A 17,663-nucleotide genomic window follows, 5' to 3' on the forward strand; every position below is an offset into this window, starting at 1 on the left:
TGTTTTGATACAGGTTATTTCGCACTGCCCACCATCGCGGGTATCTGGGTTGTGTTCTCCCAAAGACGAATCGGGGGGCATCTCAAGCCACCTCAAGCGCCCTGATCAACGCACCTTGTTGCTGATCCGAGACGGGCAAGTAACTTGAAACCGTCGTCGCAAAATTCTCGTGGCCCAAGTTCTGCGACCATGCCTTTTGTTCGGCCAATGCAAGGTGGCGGTCGTTCATTTCTTGCACAAGGGTTTTGCGGATGCTGTGCGCGCCGTAGGGGTGCATCTGGACTTGCGCGAAGGCTTCTTTGAACACCTTGTTGACGACGGACCCGTTGGCATAGATGTCGCCTGAGACTGTATCGAAGACGAACTTACCGTTTACCAACCGCCGCTCGGGCTGTGGGAACAGTGCGTCTTCGGGGCCGAACATCTTTTCATCACGCAGATAAATCACCCACTTGGTGAAACACGCTAGATAATCTGGATGCATCGGGAAGAACCATGTGGTGAAAGTCTTGCCAGCTTTCGTGCGCACCTCTCGTCCGTCCTGAAACACATACCCGTCTATGAGGTTGATATGTTTGAGGCGCAATGAAGACACGGCCCCGATCCGCGCGCCTGTGATCACCAGAAACGCGAACATGGCCTTGTTGCGCCTCTCTATCTCTGTTCCATCCGACATTGCCTGAAATGCGTGATGAGCGGCTTTCGTTGACGGATATTGAACTGCTCGCTGGGCGTGGGCCGCTCGGGCATCGTTGCGGTTGTTGTTGAAGTATTCGACCTCGGAATAGGTCACCACCTTTTTGAAACCTTGCTGGCCCGCCAACCAGTGAAAGAACCCTTTTACCAATCGCAGCGTTGCATCAATCGTTGTCAGGGCCAGCGGCTTACCTCGGACTGTCTTAGCGCGGCTCAAGGCGTCCTTGAATTGACGCGCTTGATCTACGCGGAACGACTTGAACGGTTTGTACTTGGTGCTTTGTTCAAATTTCACCAAGGCCGCACGCATCTTGTCGATAGACTTGTCGTCCTGCCCTTTAGCTTCGCGTAGATATTGCTCATATCGCAGCTTCAACCGCTCGTTTTCTGCATTGTATTTCCGCATGACTCAGCGTCCTTTCCGAAGTGAGGGTTTAAGAGGGGGTTGAGGGGTTCCTTTAAGGCTGGCCCCATGCCTTTGTGACGCCATTGGGCCAGCTTGTCGCGTTCGCCAATGAGGTCGAGTTCTTCGTCACCAAGGACGTAGTTTCGGTTTTGGTCGAACAGTTTCATCGCATTTAACTCCGCTCAGGATGCCTCAGTGCGCCTTAACTGCCTTCGATTCTTCTTGATTGGTAATCCGCTTTCACAATTCATTTTTGCCGAAAGCGGATTGATCCGCATCATACTTTCGAAGCCGTACTTGAGCCCAAAATATCTCGCTTTTCTCAAAATCATCTCTGAGCTTCAAAACAAGACGGGCATGTTGGCGATAGCTCCACTCTTCGCGCATATCTGACAGTCCCGGCATTTGGTCCGCTAATTCGTTGAACTGTCCGCGAAGCTCTTCGAGAACCAGTATTATGGGCGAAGCGTAACCGATATTAGTGTCTGTGGGGATTGTGACAGTCATAGGAAAGCTCGTCGGCCACAACGCCAAAACCACTCTCCTAACAAACGTTTCATACCAAGAATAATCGAGCATTCGAGCAAATCTGTCACCCATGAGGGACTGAAAGTCGCCGTTCATAGCCGCAAAATTTGCATAGTAGTCCAATACTTTCCTGAATGAGCAGTAGTCGGCAAAGCAATCGGAAGTTGGTGGTTCTGTCTTGCCAGTTACCTTGGCATAGAACTCTTCCGGTTCTTCAGCTGACGACAGGCCATCCTTCCGCAAAGGCCTCAAAATCAACGCGCTCCCAATTTCGGCCAACTCATCAATTTCTTGGGTCAACTTTTGAGCAAGTGAAGCGATCCTATCAGCTTTTCTAATAAATTCAGCTTCCGACGTCTCGTCCTGAGGCATCGGTCCACTTAGTTCTTGAGTGATGGCTTTACGCACCCTGAACCCAATTTCCGCTTCAAATGCTAGATCGATCTCTTTCCGTGAATAGGCAGAAATATCGTGATCGCAAGCGGCCTCAATTGACAACCAATCGATCTTGGGCACCTCAAAATCGATCTCGCCCAATAGCTCCCCAGCCCGCTCATATTCTGGAAAACCAAGGCATGTTTGTAGATGTTCATTGAGATTTCTGCCGTAAAATATTGTTTTTCGTCTGCTCATCGCGCCAAGTTCACAACTTTGCCGCGATGATCCGCAGCATATAGAGACCAGCGCTCCATCAACGCCCTTCGCTTGTCCAGCAGATCAGAACGCGCATAGGCTCGCTCAACATCCGACCCCACCCTATGTGAAAGGCTCATTTCGGCAATTTCGCGCGGTGCGTTGGCGACTTCCGACGCCCAGTCGCGAAACGTAGACCGGAACCCGTGGACTGTGACGCCCTCAACATTCATACGACGCAACAGCATCAACATGGCCATGTTCGAAAGTGGTTTGTGGCGTTTCTGGCCCTCAAACACATATTCAGACTTCAAAGCCAGCAATGGCTCAATGATCGCCAGCATTTCATCCGTAAGCGGAACGCGATGTTCTTCGCCCGTTTTCATCCGGTCATCTGGGCAGGTCCACAATCGAGCATCGAAGTCGATTTCATCCCAGCGCATGCCAAGAACCTCATTCGTTCTTGATCCGGTCAAACAGGTAAACCGCAAGGCATTCGCCGCCATCGCATTGCGCGATTTCAGATCAGCGTAGAACTCTGGCACATCCTGCCACCGCATCGCCTTGTGATGTTTCGGTTTGGCCTTAACCTTGGGCAAGGCACCAGCATCCTTGATCCCTGTCACCGGGTTTTCGCCAGACCGGAAGCCCTTGGACTTCGCCACGTCCAGAACAGTTTTGATCCGTTGCGCTAACCGCCGCGCCGTTTCATGCTTTTCTGTCCAAATAGGCGACAGGCACATCATGACTTCGGGTTGGTCGATACTATCCAACGGCATCCGCCCAATCTTGGGAAATGCATAGTCGCGCAAGGTGTTGATCCATTGCTGCCCATGTTTGGCGTTCTTCCACGTCGGCATCCGTTCAATATGTACCTGTTGTGCAAATTCCTCAAATGTCGGGATTTCGCGCTGGGCATTAAAGCGCGGGTTCAAACCCTGCTTGGCCATGCGACGATATTCCAAAGCCCGTTCGCGCGCTTGGTTGATTGTGACAATATCCGCACCTCCAAGACCGAAGTCCGTCCGCAACGGCGCACCCTTCTTATTCTTGGCCCCTTTTACGACGACACGCACAATCCAGCGCCGCGCGCCGGACGGGTCAACCACCAGATACAATCCATTGCCATCCCCGTGCCGCCCAGCACCAAGGTTCTCAACAAGCTTCTTTGTCAGTTTGCCGGATAGGGCCATCTATAAAATACCACATTCAATACCACTCAAGGAATGAACATAGACAAAACCGAAGAAAACTCAAGACAACCAACAAAGTGCGTTTGATCCAGTAAAAACAAAGCAAAAGGGCCGCCCAAGGCGACCCGTTCAAATTCATTAAAATGGTATGGTGGCGGAGACGAAGGGATTCGAACCCTCGAGACCCTTCCGGGCCTACTCCCTTAGCAGGGGAGCGCCTTCGACCACTCGGCCACGTCTCCGCTGACGCGTCTAGCAGGGCTTGCGGATGTGAAACAAGGGAAAAAGCGCGGGCGGGCGGAATTTTTGCTCTCATGGCGCGGGCGGAGCCATGGCGTCCCGAAATGCGCCGTGCCCGCGCGGGCTTGGGCGGGGCCTTTGCGCTTTCGGGCGGGCGGTGATCGGGTTTGGAAACATCGGCGAATGCCTTTGCCGCCTGCGCGGGCCGCGCGCGCAATTAAGGCGTCGGGCGGGCGCCAGCGCGGCGCGAGGGGCAATATCTGGCGCACGCTTGGCGCGCCGATCGGGGCGGCGGCAAAAATATCCTATGCGGATGCGGCCCCAAGCCCCTCAAGGCCGGAGGCGGCAGGGCGTTAGAAATCGCTGCCGAATCTCGGCAATTCAGTCGGATCGCCGAAATTCATCCCCACGGCGGGATCGCCAAACAAATCATCGCTGACCAAGCTGCCCTGCCCACCTGACACGCCCGATACGGGCGCGCCGGATGCGGGCGCATCGGGGAAGGCTTTGGTGGTGCCGCTTTTGACAACCTCATCAAAATCAAAGGAAAATCCAGCCGAGGAGCCGGTATCGCGCACCACGCTGCCCGCGTCCATGCTGCCCAAAGATGCGCCGCCGACAGAGCCGGCCTGCGCCGTCGAGGCGGCCGCGCAAAGAAGAAATGCGAAGAAGGGTTTCATAGCTAAAATATCCAAAAACAAAAAAGGGAAGCGCCAAAAAATCGGCGGCGCTTCCCCCTTCTTAACACAAACCGCGCGATGCGGCAAATGGCGGGCGGTCTTAGGTGTTGAACAAGAAGTGCAACACGTCGCCGTCCTTGACCGTATAGGTCTTGCCCTCGGCGCGCATCTTGCCCGCCTCTTTGGCGCCGCTCTCGCCGTTGCAGGCGATGAAATCGTCATAGGCGATGGTTTCGGCGCGGATGAAGCCTTTTTCGAAATCCCCGTGGATCACCCCCGCCGCTTGCGGTGCCATGGTGCCGTGGCGGATGGTCCATGCGCGGGCCTCTTTGGGACCGACGGTGAAATAGGTTTCCAGTTGCAAAAGCTCGTATCCGGCGCGGATCAAACGGTCCAAACCCGGCTCTTCGAGGCCCATCTCGCCGAGGAACATCTCGGCCTCGTCGGCCTCAAGCTGGCTGATCTCTTCTTCGATGCGCGCCGAGATGATCACATGGCTGTTGCCCTGTTTGGCGGCCATTTCGGCCACGGCGGCGCTATGCGCATTGCCATTCGCGGCCTCGTCCTCGGCGACGTTGCACACATAAAGCACCGGTTTGGTGCTGAGCAATTGCAACATGCGCCATGCTTTGGCGTCCTCGGCATCGACCTCGACCAGACGCGCGGGGCGGCCATCCTCGATTGCGGCCTGCGCGGCGGCCAGCAGGCGGTCTTGCTGCTGTGCCTCCTTGTCGTTGCCCTTGAGCTTGCGCACCAAACCGGCGCGGCGTTTCTCGATGCTCTCCAGATCGGCCAGCATCAATTCCGTTTCAATCGTTTCGGCGTCGGCCACCGGATCGACGCGCCCCTCCACATGGGTCACATCGCCATCTTCGAAACAGCGCAGCACATGGGCAATCGCGTCGGTTTCGCGGATATTGGCCAAGAACTGGTTGCCCAGCCCCTCGCCCTTGGAGGCGCCTTTGACCAGACCGGCAATATCGACAAAGGTCATGCGGGTCGGGATGATCTCTTTGGAGCTGGCAATCGCGGCCAGTTTATCAAGCCGCGCATCGGGCACGCCGACCTCGCCGACATTCGGCTCGATGGTGCAAAACGGGAAATTCGCCGCCTGCGCCGCTGCGGTTTTGGTCAATGCATTGAACAGCGTGGATTTGCCCACATTCGGCAAGCCCACAATCCCCATTTTGAAACCCATGACCCGTCTCCTTGGCCTTCGCGCGCAGGGCGCTCCATATCAGTATCGCGCCGCTTCTATGGGGGCGCAGGCGTTTGCGCAAGGCTACAGCGGGCCAAGAGGCGCTATTGTTGGGCAAACCGCGCTATGGCCCATTGATTTTTTCGCCCTCATGGCGCAAACCGCGCCTCAGCATATTGGAAGGACACGCCCATGACCCGCATCGACGCCAAATTCGCGCAATTGCACGCCGCAGGCAAAAAAGCCTTTGTCGCCTATGTCATGGCGGGCGATCCCGATTTCGACGCCTCGCTCGATCTGGTCAAGGCGCTGCCTGCGGCGGGGGTCGATATCATCGAATTGGGCCTGCCCTTTACCGATCCGATGGCCGATGGCGAGGCGATCCAGCTGGCGGGGCAACGCGCGCTCGACGGCGGCATGACCTTGCAGCGCACGCTTGATCTGGCGGCCGAATTTCGCAAGGCCGACGACAGCACGCCGATCGTCTTGATGGGCTATTACAACCCGATCTACAGCCGCGGCGTCGAGCGGTTTTTGACCGATGCCAAAGCGGCGGGGATCGACGGGTTGATCGTGGTCGATCTGCCGCCCGAAGAGGATGAGGAACTGTGCCTGCCCGCGCAAGCGGCGGGGTTGAATTTCATCCGTCTGGCCACGCCGACCACCGATGACAAACGCCTGCCCAAGGTTTTGACCAATACCTCGGGCTTTGTCTATTACGTCTCGATCAACGGCATCACCGGATCGGCCGAAGCCAGCGCCGTCGATGTCGCCCCCGAAGTGGCGCGCATCAAGGCCAAGACCGACCTGCCCGTGATCGTCGGATTTGGCATCAAAACCCCCGAGCGAGCCGAGGCGATTGCCGCCGTGGCCGACGGGGCCGTGGTCGGATCGGCGATTGTCTCCGAAGTGGCCAAGGGCAAATCCACCGCCGAGATCGCCGCTTTCGTCAAATCGCTGGCCGACGGGGCGCATCGCGCCTGATCTGGGCCTGAATTGCAAGCTTAATCAACAGGTTAATCCGAACCGCCCGCTTCCGCATTCGCCTCCGGCGCCTCCGGATGCGCCCCCGCATCCAGCGCCCCTGCATCCAGCGCCTGCATCATCGCGCTCACCAAAGCGCCGCGGCGCAGGGGTTTGGCCACATGGCCGTCCATGCCCGCCTCGATATAGGCGGCGACCTGATGCTGCATCGCATTGGCTGAAAGCGCGATGATCGGCACGCGGGGGCGGCCTTCCCCCGCTTCGCGGCGGCGGATGGCCTCGGTCGCGGGCAGCCCGCCCAATTTGGGCATCTGGATATCCATCAACACCAGATCGACCGCCCCGTGCGCCCATGCCGCCACCGCCTCTTCGCCATTGGCCACCAATTCGAGCGTCACATCAAAGGGTTTGAGCATATGGCGCAGGACCAGTTGGTTGGTCATATTGTCCTCGGCGGCCAGAACCCTGAGCGGGCGCGCGCGGGTGCGGGCGGCAAATTGCGCCTCTATGGCGCCGCTGTGCTCGGCGGCGGGGGCCTCGGACATGCCGACGCGCAGGGTGGCGCGAAACACCGATCCGGCCCCTGCCTCGCTTTGCACCGAAATATCCCCGCCCAGCATCCGGCAAATCCGCCGCGAGATCGTCAGCCCCAGCCCCGTGCCGCCATGGTTGCGCGTGGTCGAGGCATCGGTCTGCGTGTAGGGTTTGAACAGCCGGTCGAGCCGGTCCGCAGGTATGCCGCAACCGGTGTCGCGCACCTCGATCACCACCTCGCCGCCCTGCCCCGCAGGGGTATAATCAACGCCGATACAGACCGCGCCTTCGTCGGTGAATTTGATCGCATTCCACACCAGATTTGAAATCACCTGACGCAGCCGCGTCGGATCGCCGCTCACCCAGCGGCGCGCGGCGGGGGCGATCTCCACCTCGAAGCGCAGGCCCTTCTCGCGCGCGCGGTGCAAGAACAACCGTTCGGTCGAGCGGAAGCTCGCCTCCAGATCGAACGGCACCTCCTCGATCTCAAGCTTGCCCGCCTCGATCTTGGACAGGTCCAAAATATCGTTGATCACCGTCAAAAGCACATTGCCGCTTTCGACGATAACGCCCAGATAATCGCGCTGCATATCACTCAGGTCGGTTTCAAGCAGCGCCTGCGCCATGCCCAAAACCCCGTTCATCGGGGTGCGGATTTCGTGGCTCATCGTCGCCAGAAACATCGATTTGGCCACATTGGCCGCCTCCGCCCCCGCGCGCGCCGCCTCCAGATCGGCCGTGCGCTCGGCCACGGCGGCCTCCAAAGCGGCGGCTTGACGGGTGAGCGCCTCATTGGCCTCGAAGAGGGCCCGGCTGCGCTCTTCGAGCAATTGCTCGGCGTCGATACGGGCGCGGCGTTCGCGCTCGTAGCGGCGGCGCGACACCGTATCGGGCGCGTCGGGCGGTTTGGGCGGCAGATCGGGGCGCATCAGACCGCCGCGCGCATCAGTTTGAATTGCGCCGCATGGGTGGTGCCCTCGGCCCAAGGCGCGCCCATCTCGATATCCACCGGCGCGCCGAAATGGGCGACGCAGGCCTCGATCAACCCGTGACAAAAATCGGCCAAAGCGCGCGGCGAGCGATAGGTCATGATCAAAACATCGGGCGCGGGCCGTGTGGTTTCAAAGGTCGGCAATTCCACATCGGGGTGCAATTTGCGCACCTCGACATGCACCTCCGCCTCGATCGCCTCCAGCATCTCGAAAGCATCGGCCTTGCCCTCGAAAAACGGCGCATAGCGTTCGACAAACCGCCCGTGCATCCAATGGCCGAACTGGCGCTGCAATTCGGCCACCGGCGCGCCGGTATGATCGGAGAGCGCGCCGACGATGGTCATCAATTCGCCGCACGGATAATTGCCCACCGCATTATAGGCCCCGCCGCTTTCCAGCGGGCAAGCGTCCAGAATATCATCGACCGCCGCCTCGCCCACGGCGCCTTCGGCCATTTCCAAAAGCTCGGTAAACACCATGCCCTTCATCGCAGCGATTCTCCTTAGCCCATTGCGCCGCCGCCAGAATATTCAGTCGAGGTTAAGCCTTGCTGAAACCCCTCGGGGCGCCGCGCGGCGCTATGCGCTTGATCCGGCGGGGCGATATTGGTAACAAATCTTGACCAAACGCCGCCAAAGGAGCGCGCCATGCCCGTCATCACCTGTATCGACGATCTCAAACGCCTTGCCGAACGGCGCGTGCCGCGGATGTTTTACGACTATGCCGAAAGCGGCTCGTGGACCGAACAGACCTTTCGCGAAAACACCTCGGATTTCGACCAGATCCGCCTGCGCCAAAGGGTTGCGGTCAATATGGAGGGGCGTTCGACCAAAGCCCAAATGATCGGACAGGATGTGGCGATGCCCGTGGCTTTGGCCCCTGTGGGCTTGACCGGAATGCAGCACGCGGATGGCGAGATCAAAGCCGCCAAGGCCGCCGAAAAATTCGGCGTGCCCTTTACCCTGTCGACCATGTCGATCTGCTCGATCGAGGATGTGGCCGAGAACACGGAAAAACCCTTTTGGTTTCAACTCTATACCATGCGCGATCAGGAGTACCTGCGCCGGTTGATCCAGCGCGCCAAGGATGCGAAATGCTCGGCTTTGGTGATCACTTTGGACCTGCAAATCCTCGGGCAGCGCCATAAGGATTTGAAAAACGGCCTCTCGGCCCCACCCAAGATGACGGCCAAAACCATCGCCAATCTGGCGTGGAAATGGCGCTGGGGCTTGCAGATGTTGCAAACCAAACGGCGCGGATTTGGCAATATCGTCGGCCATGTGGATGGCATCGACGATCCGTCCTCGCTGTTTTCGTGGACGGCCGAGCAATTCGACCCCAAGCTGGATTGGGCCAAGATCGCCGAGATCAAGGAAATGTGGGGCGGCAAGGTGATCCTCAAGGGGATTTTGGACGCCGAAGACGCGCGGATGGCGCTCAAGGTCGGGGCCGATGCGATCATCGTGTCGAACCACGGCGGGCGGCAACTGGATGGCGCGCTCTCGTCGATCCGCATGTTGCAACCCATTCTGGACGCGGTCGGCGGGCAGATCGAAGTGCATCTGGACAGCGGCATCCGCTCGGGTCAGGACATCCTCAAAGCCGTCGCCATGGGGGCCACGGGCACCTATATCGGGCGGGCCTTTGTTTACGGTCTGGGCGCGATGGGCGAGGCGGGGGTGAGCGCCGCGCTGGAGGTCTTGCACAAGGAACTCAACATCTCCATGGCGCTGTGCGGGCAGCGCGAGATCGCGGGGCTGACGCCGGATGTGCTTTTGGTGCCCGAGGATTTTTCGGGCCGCTGGCAATAGGGCGCGCCGCAGGCGATCGGGGGGCGCTCGCCATCTGATCGAACGCCCATCGCGAGGCAGCAGAGAGACCGCCGCGCTCCCGCCCGAAGGCAATCAAGCGTCAACCCAGCGCCAGTCGGTCGGCGAGCGGCGCGTGATCAAGGCGCAACCGAGGGCAAAACCGCACCGACGCAATACCGACGTTTTACCGACGTGATACCGACAGAAAAAACCGCCCGCCCCCGCCGCGCGGCCCCGCGCCCGCCCAGAGGCGCAAAAAACCCGTCAAAAACCCCTGCAAACCCGCATTTCCCCTCTTCCAAAACCCGATATTTGGGTCTATACGCGCGGCTTCACGCGGGAATACAGCCTTGGAGGATTCCCGCCCTTACCTATTGGAGAAATAATATGGCTGGATCGATTCCTGATCTTACCGCCGAACTGCGTACGGGGACTGGCAAGGGCGCCGCTCGTCAAGCGCGTCGCGATGGCATGGTTCCTGGTGTGGTTTATGGTGGCGGCGAAGACCCCATCGCAATCAACATCCCCTTCAACGTCCTGTTTAAGCGCCTGAAACAAGGCCGTTTTCTTTCGACACTCTTCAACTTGAAGGTCGAAGGTCAGGACGACGTGCGTGTCATCTGCCGCAACGTGCAACGTGATGTGGTCAAAGACCTTCCCACGCACCTCGACCTGATGCGCCTGCGCCGCACCTCGAAGGTGAAGCTCTTCATTCACGTCGAATTCGAAGGCGAAGACACCTGCCCGGGCATCCGCAAAGGCGGCGTTCTGACCGTTGTGCGCCCCGAGGTCGAGCTTGAAGTGACCGCCGCAGATATCCCCGAAAGCATCGTGGCCGATATCTCGACGCTCGAAGTTGGCGACACGCTCACCATCTCGAACATCACCCTGCCCGAAGGCGCCAAGGTCACCATCGACCGCGACTTCGTGATCGCCAATATCTCGGCTCCGTCGGGCCTGCGCTCTTCGGAAAATGAAGAGGGCGACGACGCGGGCGAAGAAGCCGGCGAAGAGGGCGGCGAAGAGTAATCTTCCCCCTGAGCAAACACATCAAAACGCGGGTGGCGCAGGCCTCCCGCGTTTTTTATGTGCGTCTATCTTGCTGATACTCAAAGAAAAAGCCTGCCCGATCTCTTGGGCAGGCTCATGGGTTTGAACGCTCAAACAGGCGTGGGCCTATTCGCCCTCATCCATCGTTGCGGCATTGAGCTGCGCGTATTTCTCGGCGCCGATCCGGTCATAAAGGTCGATCTGAGTCTCGAGGAAATCGACATGGCCTTCTTCATCGGTGATCAAGGCCTCGAAGAGGTTTTTCGAAACCACATCCCCGACGCTATCGCAATAGGCCCGCGCCTCGCGGTAAAGCGTCAAGGCATCATGCTCCCCCGCCAGATCGCATTCCAAGGTCTCGCGCGGCCCTTCTCCGATTCGCAGCGGATCAAGCTTTTGCAGGTTCGGATGCCCTTCCAGAAACAGGATACGGTCGATCAATTTATCCGCGTGGTGCATCTCTTCGATGCTTTCCTCGCGCGACTTGGAAGCCATTTTCGCCAGCCCCCAATCCGCCTGCAAACGATAGTGCAGCCAATATTGCGAGACCGCGGTGAGCTCGCTGCGCAAGGCAGCATTGAGATACTCGATAACTTTTGAATCACCCTTCATGGCGAAGCCCCTTTATTTTCAGGCAGTTGCTGTGGCTCCACGCATATCGCGCAGAATTTTTGGTACGCCCAGCTTATCATTAGAACGCATGGTGGACAGGAAAAGCGGCATGCAAGAGCCGCAGTCGGGCGTTTTTCCAAGCGCGCGATACACTTTGCGCGGCGTGATGATCGCAGAGCCATCGGCTTCGCGCATCCAGTCGATCGCGCCGTGGATGTCCGTGTCGGTGATACGTTGGCAATGGCAAATGATCATGTGGCAATCAGGGCTGTTGAGGTGCACTTTTCATTCCTGACAAATTAAATCGGAATTGTCAATCCCGAGTAAATACATCGGATATGCCCTTCGCCCTCGTTCCCGCCCGCCCCCCGTTGATTTGAACGCCCGCAGCGCGTATCAGGCCTTAAGCGCCCAACCACGCAAGGGAAACGGCCATGCAGCTTTTCGTCGGCCTCGGCAATCCAGGGGCAAAATACGCCCGCAACCGCCATAACATCGGCTTTATGGCGCTGGACGAAATTGCCCGTGACCATGGCTTCGCCCCGTGGCGTTCCAAATTCCAAGGCCAGATCACCGAAGGCATGCTTGGCCGCGAAAAGGTGATCTTGCTCAAGCCCGAAACCTTCATGAACCTGTCGGGCCAATCGGTCGGCGAGGCGATGCGGTTTTACAAACTGGCCCCCTCCGACGTGACGGTGTTTCACGACGAATTGGACCTCGCCCCAGCCCGCCTCAAACATAAAACCGGCGGCGGCCATGCGGGCCACAACGGGCTGCGCTCGATCCACAGCCACATCGGCGAGAGCTATCACCGCATCCGCCTCGGCATCGGGCACCCTGGTCATAAGGACCGCGTGGCGGGCTATGTCCTGTCGGATTTTGCCAAGGCAGACGAGGCGTGGCTGGATGACCTTTTGCGCGGCATTTGCGATGGCGCGCCTGCCCTCGCCGAAGGGGACAGCGCCAGATTCTCCAATGCCGTCGCCCTGCGGGTGACCCCGCCGCGCTCTGGCGGCGGCACCAGCACGAAGAGCGGCAAACCCAAAGGCCCGCGCGGTGATCGCCCGGGCCCCAAGCCCAACGCAAAGCCAAAGGTCCAAATCAAACCCGTCACCGGCAAGGCCAAACCGCAAAGCGATCAGGCGAAGGTGGAGCCTGCCGCCATGGGTGACGAACCGGCCCAAAGCGGCATCGCGGGCAAGCTGCAACAACTGGCCAATAAGTTTCGCAGCTAGAAAACGGCGCATAAAAAAGCCGCGCGCCGGAACCCCAGCGCGCGGCTTTTTAGTGCAAATACGGGCGCTTACCCGCCGGTGTTGATCTCGACACCCAAGTGTTTGGCGACGGTGAAAATATCCTTGTCGCCGCGCCCGCACATATTCATCACCAAGATATGATCCTTGGGCAATGTCGGCGCGATCTTCATCACATGGGCCAAGGCATGGCAGGGCTCAAGCGCCGGAATGATGCCTTCGGTGCGGCAGGAGAACTGGAACGCCTCCAGCGCCTCCTTGTCGGTGATCGACACATATTCCGCCCGCCCCGTTTCATGCAGCCAGCTATGCTCCGGCCCGATGCCCGGATAATCGAGACCGGCCGAAATCGAATGGCCTTCCAAAATCTGCCCGTCGTCATCTTGTAGCAAATAGGTGCGGTTGCCGTGCAAAACCCCCGGACGTCCGCCGGTCAGCGAGGCGCAATGCTGCATCGTCTCGTCCACGCCCTTGCCGCCCGCTTCGACCCCGATGATACGCACGCTTTCGTCGTCAAGGAACGGATAGAACAGCCCCATCGCATTGGAGCCGCCGCCAATCGCCGCCACGAGGCTGTCGGGCAAACGCCCCTCGCCCTCTTGCTCGGCCATCTGCCAGCGCACTTCCTTGCCGATGATCGATTGGAAATCGCGCACCATCGCCGGATAGGGGTGCGGCCCCGCCACGGTGCCGATGCAATAGAAAGTATCGTCCACATTGGTCACCCAATCGCGCAGCGCATCATTCATCGCATCCTTGAGCGTGCCGCGCCCCGAAGTCACAGGCACCACCTCGGCCCCCAAAAGCCGCATGCGGAACACATTGGGCGCCTGACGCTCGACATCATGCGCGCCCATATAGACCACGCATTTGAGCCCGAATTTCGCGCAAACCGTCGCCGTGGCAACCCCGTGCTGCCCCGCGCCGGTTTCGGCAATGATCCGGCCCTTGCCCATACGGCGCGCCAAAATGATCTGCCCCAGCACGTTGTTGATCTTATGCGCGCCGGTGTGGTTGAGCTCGTCGCGCTTGAGGTAAATCTTCGCCCCGCCAAGCTCCTCGGTCATCCGGCTGGCAAAATACAGCGGGCTGGGACGGCCCACATAATGCGTCCAAAGATCGTCCATCTCGGCCCAAAACGTCTCGTCGGTCTTGGCCTTTTCATACTCTTCCTCAAGGCTGAGGATCAGCGGCATCAAGGTCTCGGACACAAAGCGCCCGCCGAAAATCCCGAACCGGCCCTTCTCGTCCGGACCGTTCATGAAGCTGTTGAAAAGATCGTTCATCTGGCTGCTCCCTTGCGCGTTGCCCTGCGATGTAGCGCATGCGCCCTGCACGGTAAAGCGGCTGCGCCAAAATCGCGCGCCCGCCTTGCTGATTCTACAAATATCCCCGCCGGAGGCTCCCCAAACCGGCCGCGCGCGGATCAGCGCAATTTGGGCACCAAAGGCGCATCATCCGCCCCCGCGCGCCCCGCGCCCATCGCCGCCGCGACAAAGGCGCGGATCTTGCCCGCATCCTTGACGCCCGGCGCGCTTTCCACGCCCGAGGACACATCGACCTGCCGCGCGCCGGTGCGCGCGATGGCCTCGGCGACATTGCCCGCATGCAAACCGCCCGCCAGCATCCAAGGCCGCGTCCAGTATTTGCGCTGCACCAACTGCCAATCGAAGCGCAATCCGTTCCCGCCCGGAAGCGCCGCGCCCTTGGGCGGTTTGGCATCGATGAGCAGTTGATCGGCCACCTGCGCATAAAGATCAATCAGCGGCAGGTCCGCGGCATCCGCCACACCCACCGCTTTCATCACCGGCAATCCGTAGCGCGCCTTGATCTGCGCCACCCGCTCGGGGCTTTCATGCCCGTGAAGCTGCAACATATCGAGCGGCACCTCTGCGGTGATCCGGTCCAATGCCGCGTCATCGGCGTCCACAACCAATGCCACCTTGGCCAGCCCCACAGGGGCCAGAAGCGCCAGATCACGCGCTCGGGCCACGCTCACATGGCGCGGGGATTTTTCAAAGAAAACAAAACCGGCATAGGCCGCGCCCGCCTCGGCAACGGCTTCGATCTCTGCGGGCCGTTTGAGCCCGCAGATTTTCACACGAATGTCAGATGTCATAACGGCGCCTCAGCTGGCCTCGTCGAGCAGGGCGAGAACCTCGTCCTTGCCCTCGTCGCGCTGGCCTTTGACACGGCGCAATTCGCGCTCGAGCTGCTTGACCTCGCCATGCTTGCGGCGCGCCTCCGAGCGGTGCTTATGCTCGCGCATCCACTCCCAGACAAAACCGATCACCAGCCCCGCGATGATGCCGCCAAAAATCACCAAAAACAGCGGCATGGAGACCGACGGATTGAGCGCGGAATAGACCGCCAATTCTTCGGGCAGCACCTTTACGGTGACCATCTGGCGGTTGGCCAAAGCAATAGAGATCAGGGCCAGCGCAAAGATAGCGATGGAGGCGTAGCGGATATAGCGCATGGATTACTTCCCGTTCAGACGGTCCCGCAGCAGCTTACCGGTTTTGAAGAACGGAACGTGTTTCTCTTCGACCTGCACGGATTCGCCGGTGCGCGGGTTGCGCCCCAAGCGCGCGTCGCGCTTCTTCACCGAAAAGGCGCCAAAGCCGCGCAATTCCACACGGTCCCCGCGCGACATCGCATCGGTGATTTCTTCGAAGATGGTATTCACGATCCGCTCGACGTCACGCTGATAGAGATGCGGGTTTTCGTCGGCAATTTTCTGGATTAGTTCCGATCGGATCATCGGTGTCCCCCCCGGGTTCAAAGTATTGGCACTACACTGTTTTAACTCAGACTATAGAAACAATCTGGTCAGAGAGAAACACAAACGGCAAGGGGGAGGTGCGATTTCGCGTCACATTTCGGCGTGTTTACGTATTTTCCCCCGTCCGCCCCCCCGATTTTGGCACCGCTCACACCGCTGCACGCCCGCGCGAAGCATGCGCCGCCTGTGGAAAACCCATTGATTCGCATGTGAAAAGCACGCTGCACCGCAATGGCGGGATGGATCAGCACATAGAAAAACGGCCCCGCAGTCACCTGCGGGGCCGTCTCAAACATCTGCCTAAGCGGCGATGCGCTTACTCGTCGCCCTTGAGCGCTGCGCCAAGGATATCGCCGAGCGATGCGCCCGAATCCGAGGAGCCATACTGCTCGACCGCTTCTTTCTCTTCGGCGATTTCACGCGCCTTGATCGAGAGGCCGAGACGGCGGGTTTTGCTGTCCACATTGGTAACGCGCACGTCAACCTTGTCACCGACCGAGAAACGCTCGGGGCGCTGTTCGGCACGGTCACGGCTGAGGTCGGAGCGGCGGATGAAGGACTTCATGCCTTCATATTCCACTTCGATGCCGCCATCCTCGATGGAGGTCACTTCCACGGTCACGATCGAGCCGCGCTTCACGCCGCCAACCGCTTCGGAGAATTTGTCGCCGCCCAGAGCTTTGATCGAGAGCGAGATACGCTCTTTGTCGATGTCCACTTCGGAGACAACGGCCTGAACCATGTCGCCTTTGCGGTAGTTCTGGATCGCGTCTTCGCCGCGCTCGTCCCACGAGATGTCCGACAGGTGAACCATGCCGTCGATTTCGCCCGGCAAGCCGATAAACAGACCGAATTCGGTGATGTTCTTGACTTCGCCTTCGACTTCCGCGCCCTCGGGGTGGGTTTCTGCAAACACTTCCCACGGGTTGCGCTGCGTCTGCTTGAGGCCAAGCGACACGCGGCGTTTTGCGGCGTCGATTTCCAGAACCATGACCTCAACCTCTTGCGAGGTGGACACGATTTTGCCCGGATGGACGTTTTTCTTGGTCCAGGACATTTCGGAGACGTGCACGAGACCCTCGACACCGGGCTCCAGCTCCACAAAGGCGCCGTAGTCGGTGATGTTGGTGACGCGGCCGGTGTGAACCGATTCCAGCGGGTATTTGCCAGCAACCAGATCCCACGGATCGTCTTGCAACTGCTTCATGCCCAAGGAGATGCGGTGCGTGTCTTTGTTGATCTTGATGACCTGAACATTCACCGTCTCGCCGATCGCAAGGATTTCGGATGGGTGGTTCACACGGCGCCATGCCATGTCGGTCACGTGCAGCAGGCCGTCAACGCCGCCGAGGTCGACGAATGCGCCGTATTCGGTGATGTTTTTGACAACGCCTTCAACAGCCTGACCTTCGGTGAGGTTGCCGATGACTTCGGCGCGCTGCTCGGCGCGGCTCTCTTCGAGGATCGCACGGCGCGAGACAACGATGTTGCCACGGCGACGGTCCATTTTGAGAATCTGGAACGGCTGCTTGAGACCCATGAGCGGGCCCGCGTCGCGCACGGGGCGCACGTCAACTTGCGAGCCGGGCAAGAAGGCCACGGCGCCGCCGAGATCAACGGTAAAGCCGCCTTTGACGCGGTTGAAGATGGCGCCTTCGACGCGCTCTTCGGCCGCATAGGCTTTTTCGAGGCGATCCCATGCTTCTTCACGGCGGGCCATCTCGCGCGAGATGACGGCTTCGCCGCGGGCGTTTTCAGCCGAGCGCAGGAAGACTTCCACTTCGTCGCCAACGGCGATTTCAGGTGCTTCACCAGGATTTGCGAATTCTTTAAGCTCGACACGGCCTTCCATTTTGTAGCCGACGTCGATGATGGCTTGGCCCGCTTCGATCGCGATCACCTTGCCTTTGACAACACTGCCCTCTTCGGGTGTGTCCATTTCGAAGCTTTCATTCAGGAGGGCTTCGAATTCCTCCATAGATACGTTCTGAGCCATGTGGTCTCTGGTTTCCTTTAACATATGTTTCTGGCCGTGCGGTTGTCTCCGCCGGTCTTGCGGTTTGGTCAT

Annotated in this window: 18 protein-coding genes and 1 tRNA gene; 4 read left to right on the top strand and 15 right to left on the bottom strand. The window is 59.3% G+C overall.

The features are described 5' to 3' along the window. Window positions 1-82: 82 nt before the first annotated feature. From ABWV64_RS04615 to ychF, 6 genes are all read right to left on the bottom strand, one after another. The gene (locus ABWV64_RS04615) at window positions 83-1,102 is read right to left on the bottom strand and encodes a site-specific integrase (RefSeq protein ID WP_353343099.1); all 1,020 of its coding nucleotides are present in this window, start codon (window positions 1,100-1,102) and stop codon (window positions 83-85) included. A gap of 240 nt (window positions 1,103-1,342) precedes the next feature. Continuing rightward, the gene (locus ABWV64_RS04620) at window positions 1,343-2,263 is read right to left on the bottom strand and encodes a hypothetical protein (protein ID WP_353343100.1); all 921 of its coding nucleotides are present in this window, start codon (window positions 2,261-2,263) and stop codon (window positions 1,343-1,345) included. Next, complete coding sequence (locus ABWV64_RS04625) at window positions 2,260-3,456, bottom strand: tyrosine-type recombinase/integrase (RefSeq protein WP_353343101.1); 1,197 nt, start codon at window positions 3,454-3,456, stop codon at window positions 2,260-2,262. Before ABWV64_RS04625 ends, ABWV64_RS04620 begins: the two co-directional genes overlap by 4 nt. Before the next feature lie 152 nt (window positions 3,457-3,608). Then, window positions 3,609-3,698: transfer RNA gene (locus tag ABWV64_RS04630), tRNA-Ser, on the bottom strand. 351 nt (window positions 3,699-4,049) lie between these two features. Further along, window positions 4,050-4,376, bottom strand: a complete 327-nt coding sequence (locus tag ABWV64_RS04635) for a hypothetical protein (RefSeq protein WP_353343102.1) — start codon at window positions 4,374-4,376, stop codon at window positions 4,050-4,052. 100 nt (window positions 4,377-4,476) lie between these two features. Continuing rightward, window positions 4,477-5,574 carry a redox-regulated ATPase YchF gene (ychF, locus tag ABWV64_RS04640; RefSeq protein ID WP_353343103.1) on the bottom strand — a complete coding sequence of 366 codons (1,098 nt, stop codon included), beginning with the start codon at window positions 5,572-5,574 and terminating at the stop codon, window positions 4,477-4,479. A 192-nt stretch (window positions 5,575-5,766) separates the two neighbouring features. Between ychF and trpA the strand changes: the two genes are divergently transcribed. Beyond that, window positions 5,767-6,558, top strand: a complete 792-nt coding sequence (trpA, locus tag ABWV64_RS04645; protein WP_353343104.1) for a tryptophan synthase subunit alpha — start codon at window positions 5,767-5,769, stop codon at window positions 6,556-6,558. A 32-nt stretch (window positions 6,559-6,590) separates the two neighbouring features. Here the strand turns inward: trpA and ABWV64_RS04650 are convergent, their stop codons facing one another. Beyond that, window positions 6,591-8,021, bottom strand: a complete 1,431-nt coding sequence (locus ABWV64_RS04650; protein WP_353343105.1) for an ATP-binding protein — start codon at window positions 8,019-8,021, stop codon at window positions 6,591-6,593. Then, the gene (locus ABWV64_RS04655) at window positions 8,021-8,572 is read right to left on the bottom strand and encodes a heme NO-binding domain-containing protein (protein ID WP_353343106.1); all 552 of its coding nucleotides are present in this window, start codon (window positions 8,570-8,572) and stop codon (window positions 8,021-8,023) included. The genes ABWV64_RS04650 and ABWV64_RS04655 overlap by 1 nt, the downstream gene beginning before the upstream one ends. A 159-nt stretch (window positions 8,573-8,731) precedes the next feature. Between ABWV64_RS04655 and ABWV64_RS04660 the strand changes: the two genes are divergently transcribed. Continuing rightward, entirely contained in the window at window positions 8,732-9,895 is a 1,164-nt protein-coding gene (locus ABWV64_RS04660; protein WP_353343107.1) for an alpha-hydroxy acid oxidase, read from the top strand. Between the two features lie 387 nt (window positions 9,896-10,282). Further along, window positions 10,283-10,924 (top strand): 50S ribosomal protein L25/general stress protein Ctc, encoded by a 642-nt coding sequence (locus ABWV64_RS04665; RefSeq protein ID WP_353343108.1) that lies wholly within the window; start codon window positions 10,283-10,285, stop codon window positions 10,922-10,924. 147 nt (window positions 10,925-11,071) lie between these two features. Here ABWV64_RS04665 and bfr read toward each other — a convergent pair whose 3' ends face one another. Both bfr and ABWV64_RS04675 read right to left on the bottom strand, forming a co-directional pair. After that, window positions 11,072-11,557: a bacterioferritin gene (bfr, locus tag ABWV64_RS04670; RefSeq protein WP_353343109.1), complete on the bottom strand. Its 486-nt coding sequence runs from the start codon at window positions 11,555-11,557 to the stop codon at window positions 11,072-11,074. An 18-nt stretch (window positions 11,558-11,575) separates the two neighbouring features. Continuing rightward, entirely contained in the window at window positions 11,576-11,839 is a 264-nt protein-coding gene (locus tag ABWV64_RS04675; protein WP_502902619.1) for a (2Fe-2S)-binding protein, read from the bottom strand. A gap of 152 nt (window positions 11,840-11,991) precedes the next feature. Here ABWV64_RS04675 and pth point away from each other — a divergent pair, with 152 nt between their 5' ends. Continuing rightward, window positions 11,992-12,792 carry an aminoacyl-tRNA hydrolase gene (gene pth, locus ABWV64_RS04680; protein ID WP_353343110.1) on the top strand — a complete coding sequence of 267 codons (801 nt, stop codon included), beginning with the start codon at window positions 11,992-11,994 and terminating at the stop codon, window positions 12,790-12,792. Window positions 12,793-12,860: 68 nt separating this feature from the next. On the opposite strand, the gene trpB is transcribed toward pth, so the two are convergent. The 5 genes from trpB to rpsA all read right to left on the bottom strand — a co-directional run bounded on the left by trpB (window position 12,861) and on the right by rpsA (window position 17,615). Further along, entirely contained in the window at window positions 12,861-14,096 is a 1,236-nt protein-coding gene (gene trpB, locus ABWV64_RS04685) for a tryptophan synthase subunit beta (RefSeq protein WP_353343111.1), read from the bottom strand. Between the two features lie 140 nt (window positions 14,097-14,236). Then, the gene (locus ABWV64_RS04690) at window positions 14,237-14,929 is read right to left on the bottom strand and encodes a phosphoribosylanthranilate isomerase (RefSeq protein ID WP_353343112.1); all 693 of its coding nucleotides are present in this window, start codon (window positions 14,927-14,929) and stop codon (window positions 14,237-14,239) included. A 9-nt stretch (window positions 14,930-14,938) separates the two neighbouring features. Beyond that, window positions 14,939-15,289, bottom strand: a complete 351-nt coding sequence (locus ABWV64_RS04695) for a LapA family protein (RefSeq protein WP_353343113.1) — start codon at window positions 15,287-15,289, stop codon at window positions 14,939-14,941. A gap of 3 nt (window positions 15,290-15,292) precedes the next feature. Further along, window positions 15,293-15,574 (bottom strand): integration host factor subunit beta, encoded by a 282-nt coding sequence (ihfB, locus tag ABWV64_RS04700; RefSeq protein WP_353343114.1) that lies wholly within the window; start codon window positions 15,572-15,574, stop codon window positions 15,293-15,295. Window positions 15,575-15,911: 337 nt separating this feature from the next. Further along, window positions 15,912-17,615 (bottom strand): 30S ribosomal protein S1, encoded by a 1,704-nt coding sequence (rpsA, locus tag ABWV64_RS04705; RefSeq protein WP_353343115.1) that lies wholly within the window; start codon window positions 17,613-17,615, stop codon window positions 15,912-15,914. Between the last annotated feature and the right edge of the window lie 48 nt (window positions 17,616-17,663).

Source organism: Litorivita sp. NS0012-18 (assembly GCF_040371945.1).
In the GTDB taxonomy this organism is placed as follows: domain Bacteria; phylum Pseudomonadota; class Alphaproteobacteria; order Rhodobacterales; family Rhodobacteraceae; genus Litorivita.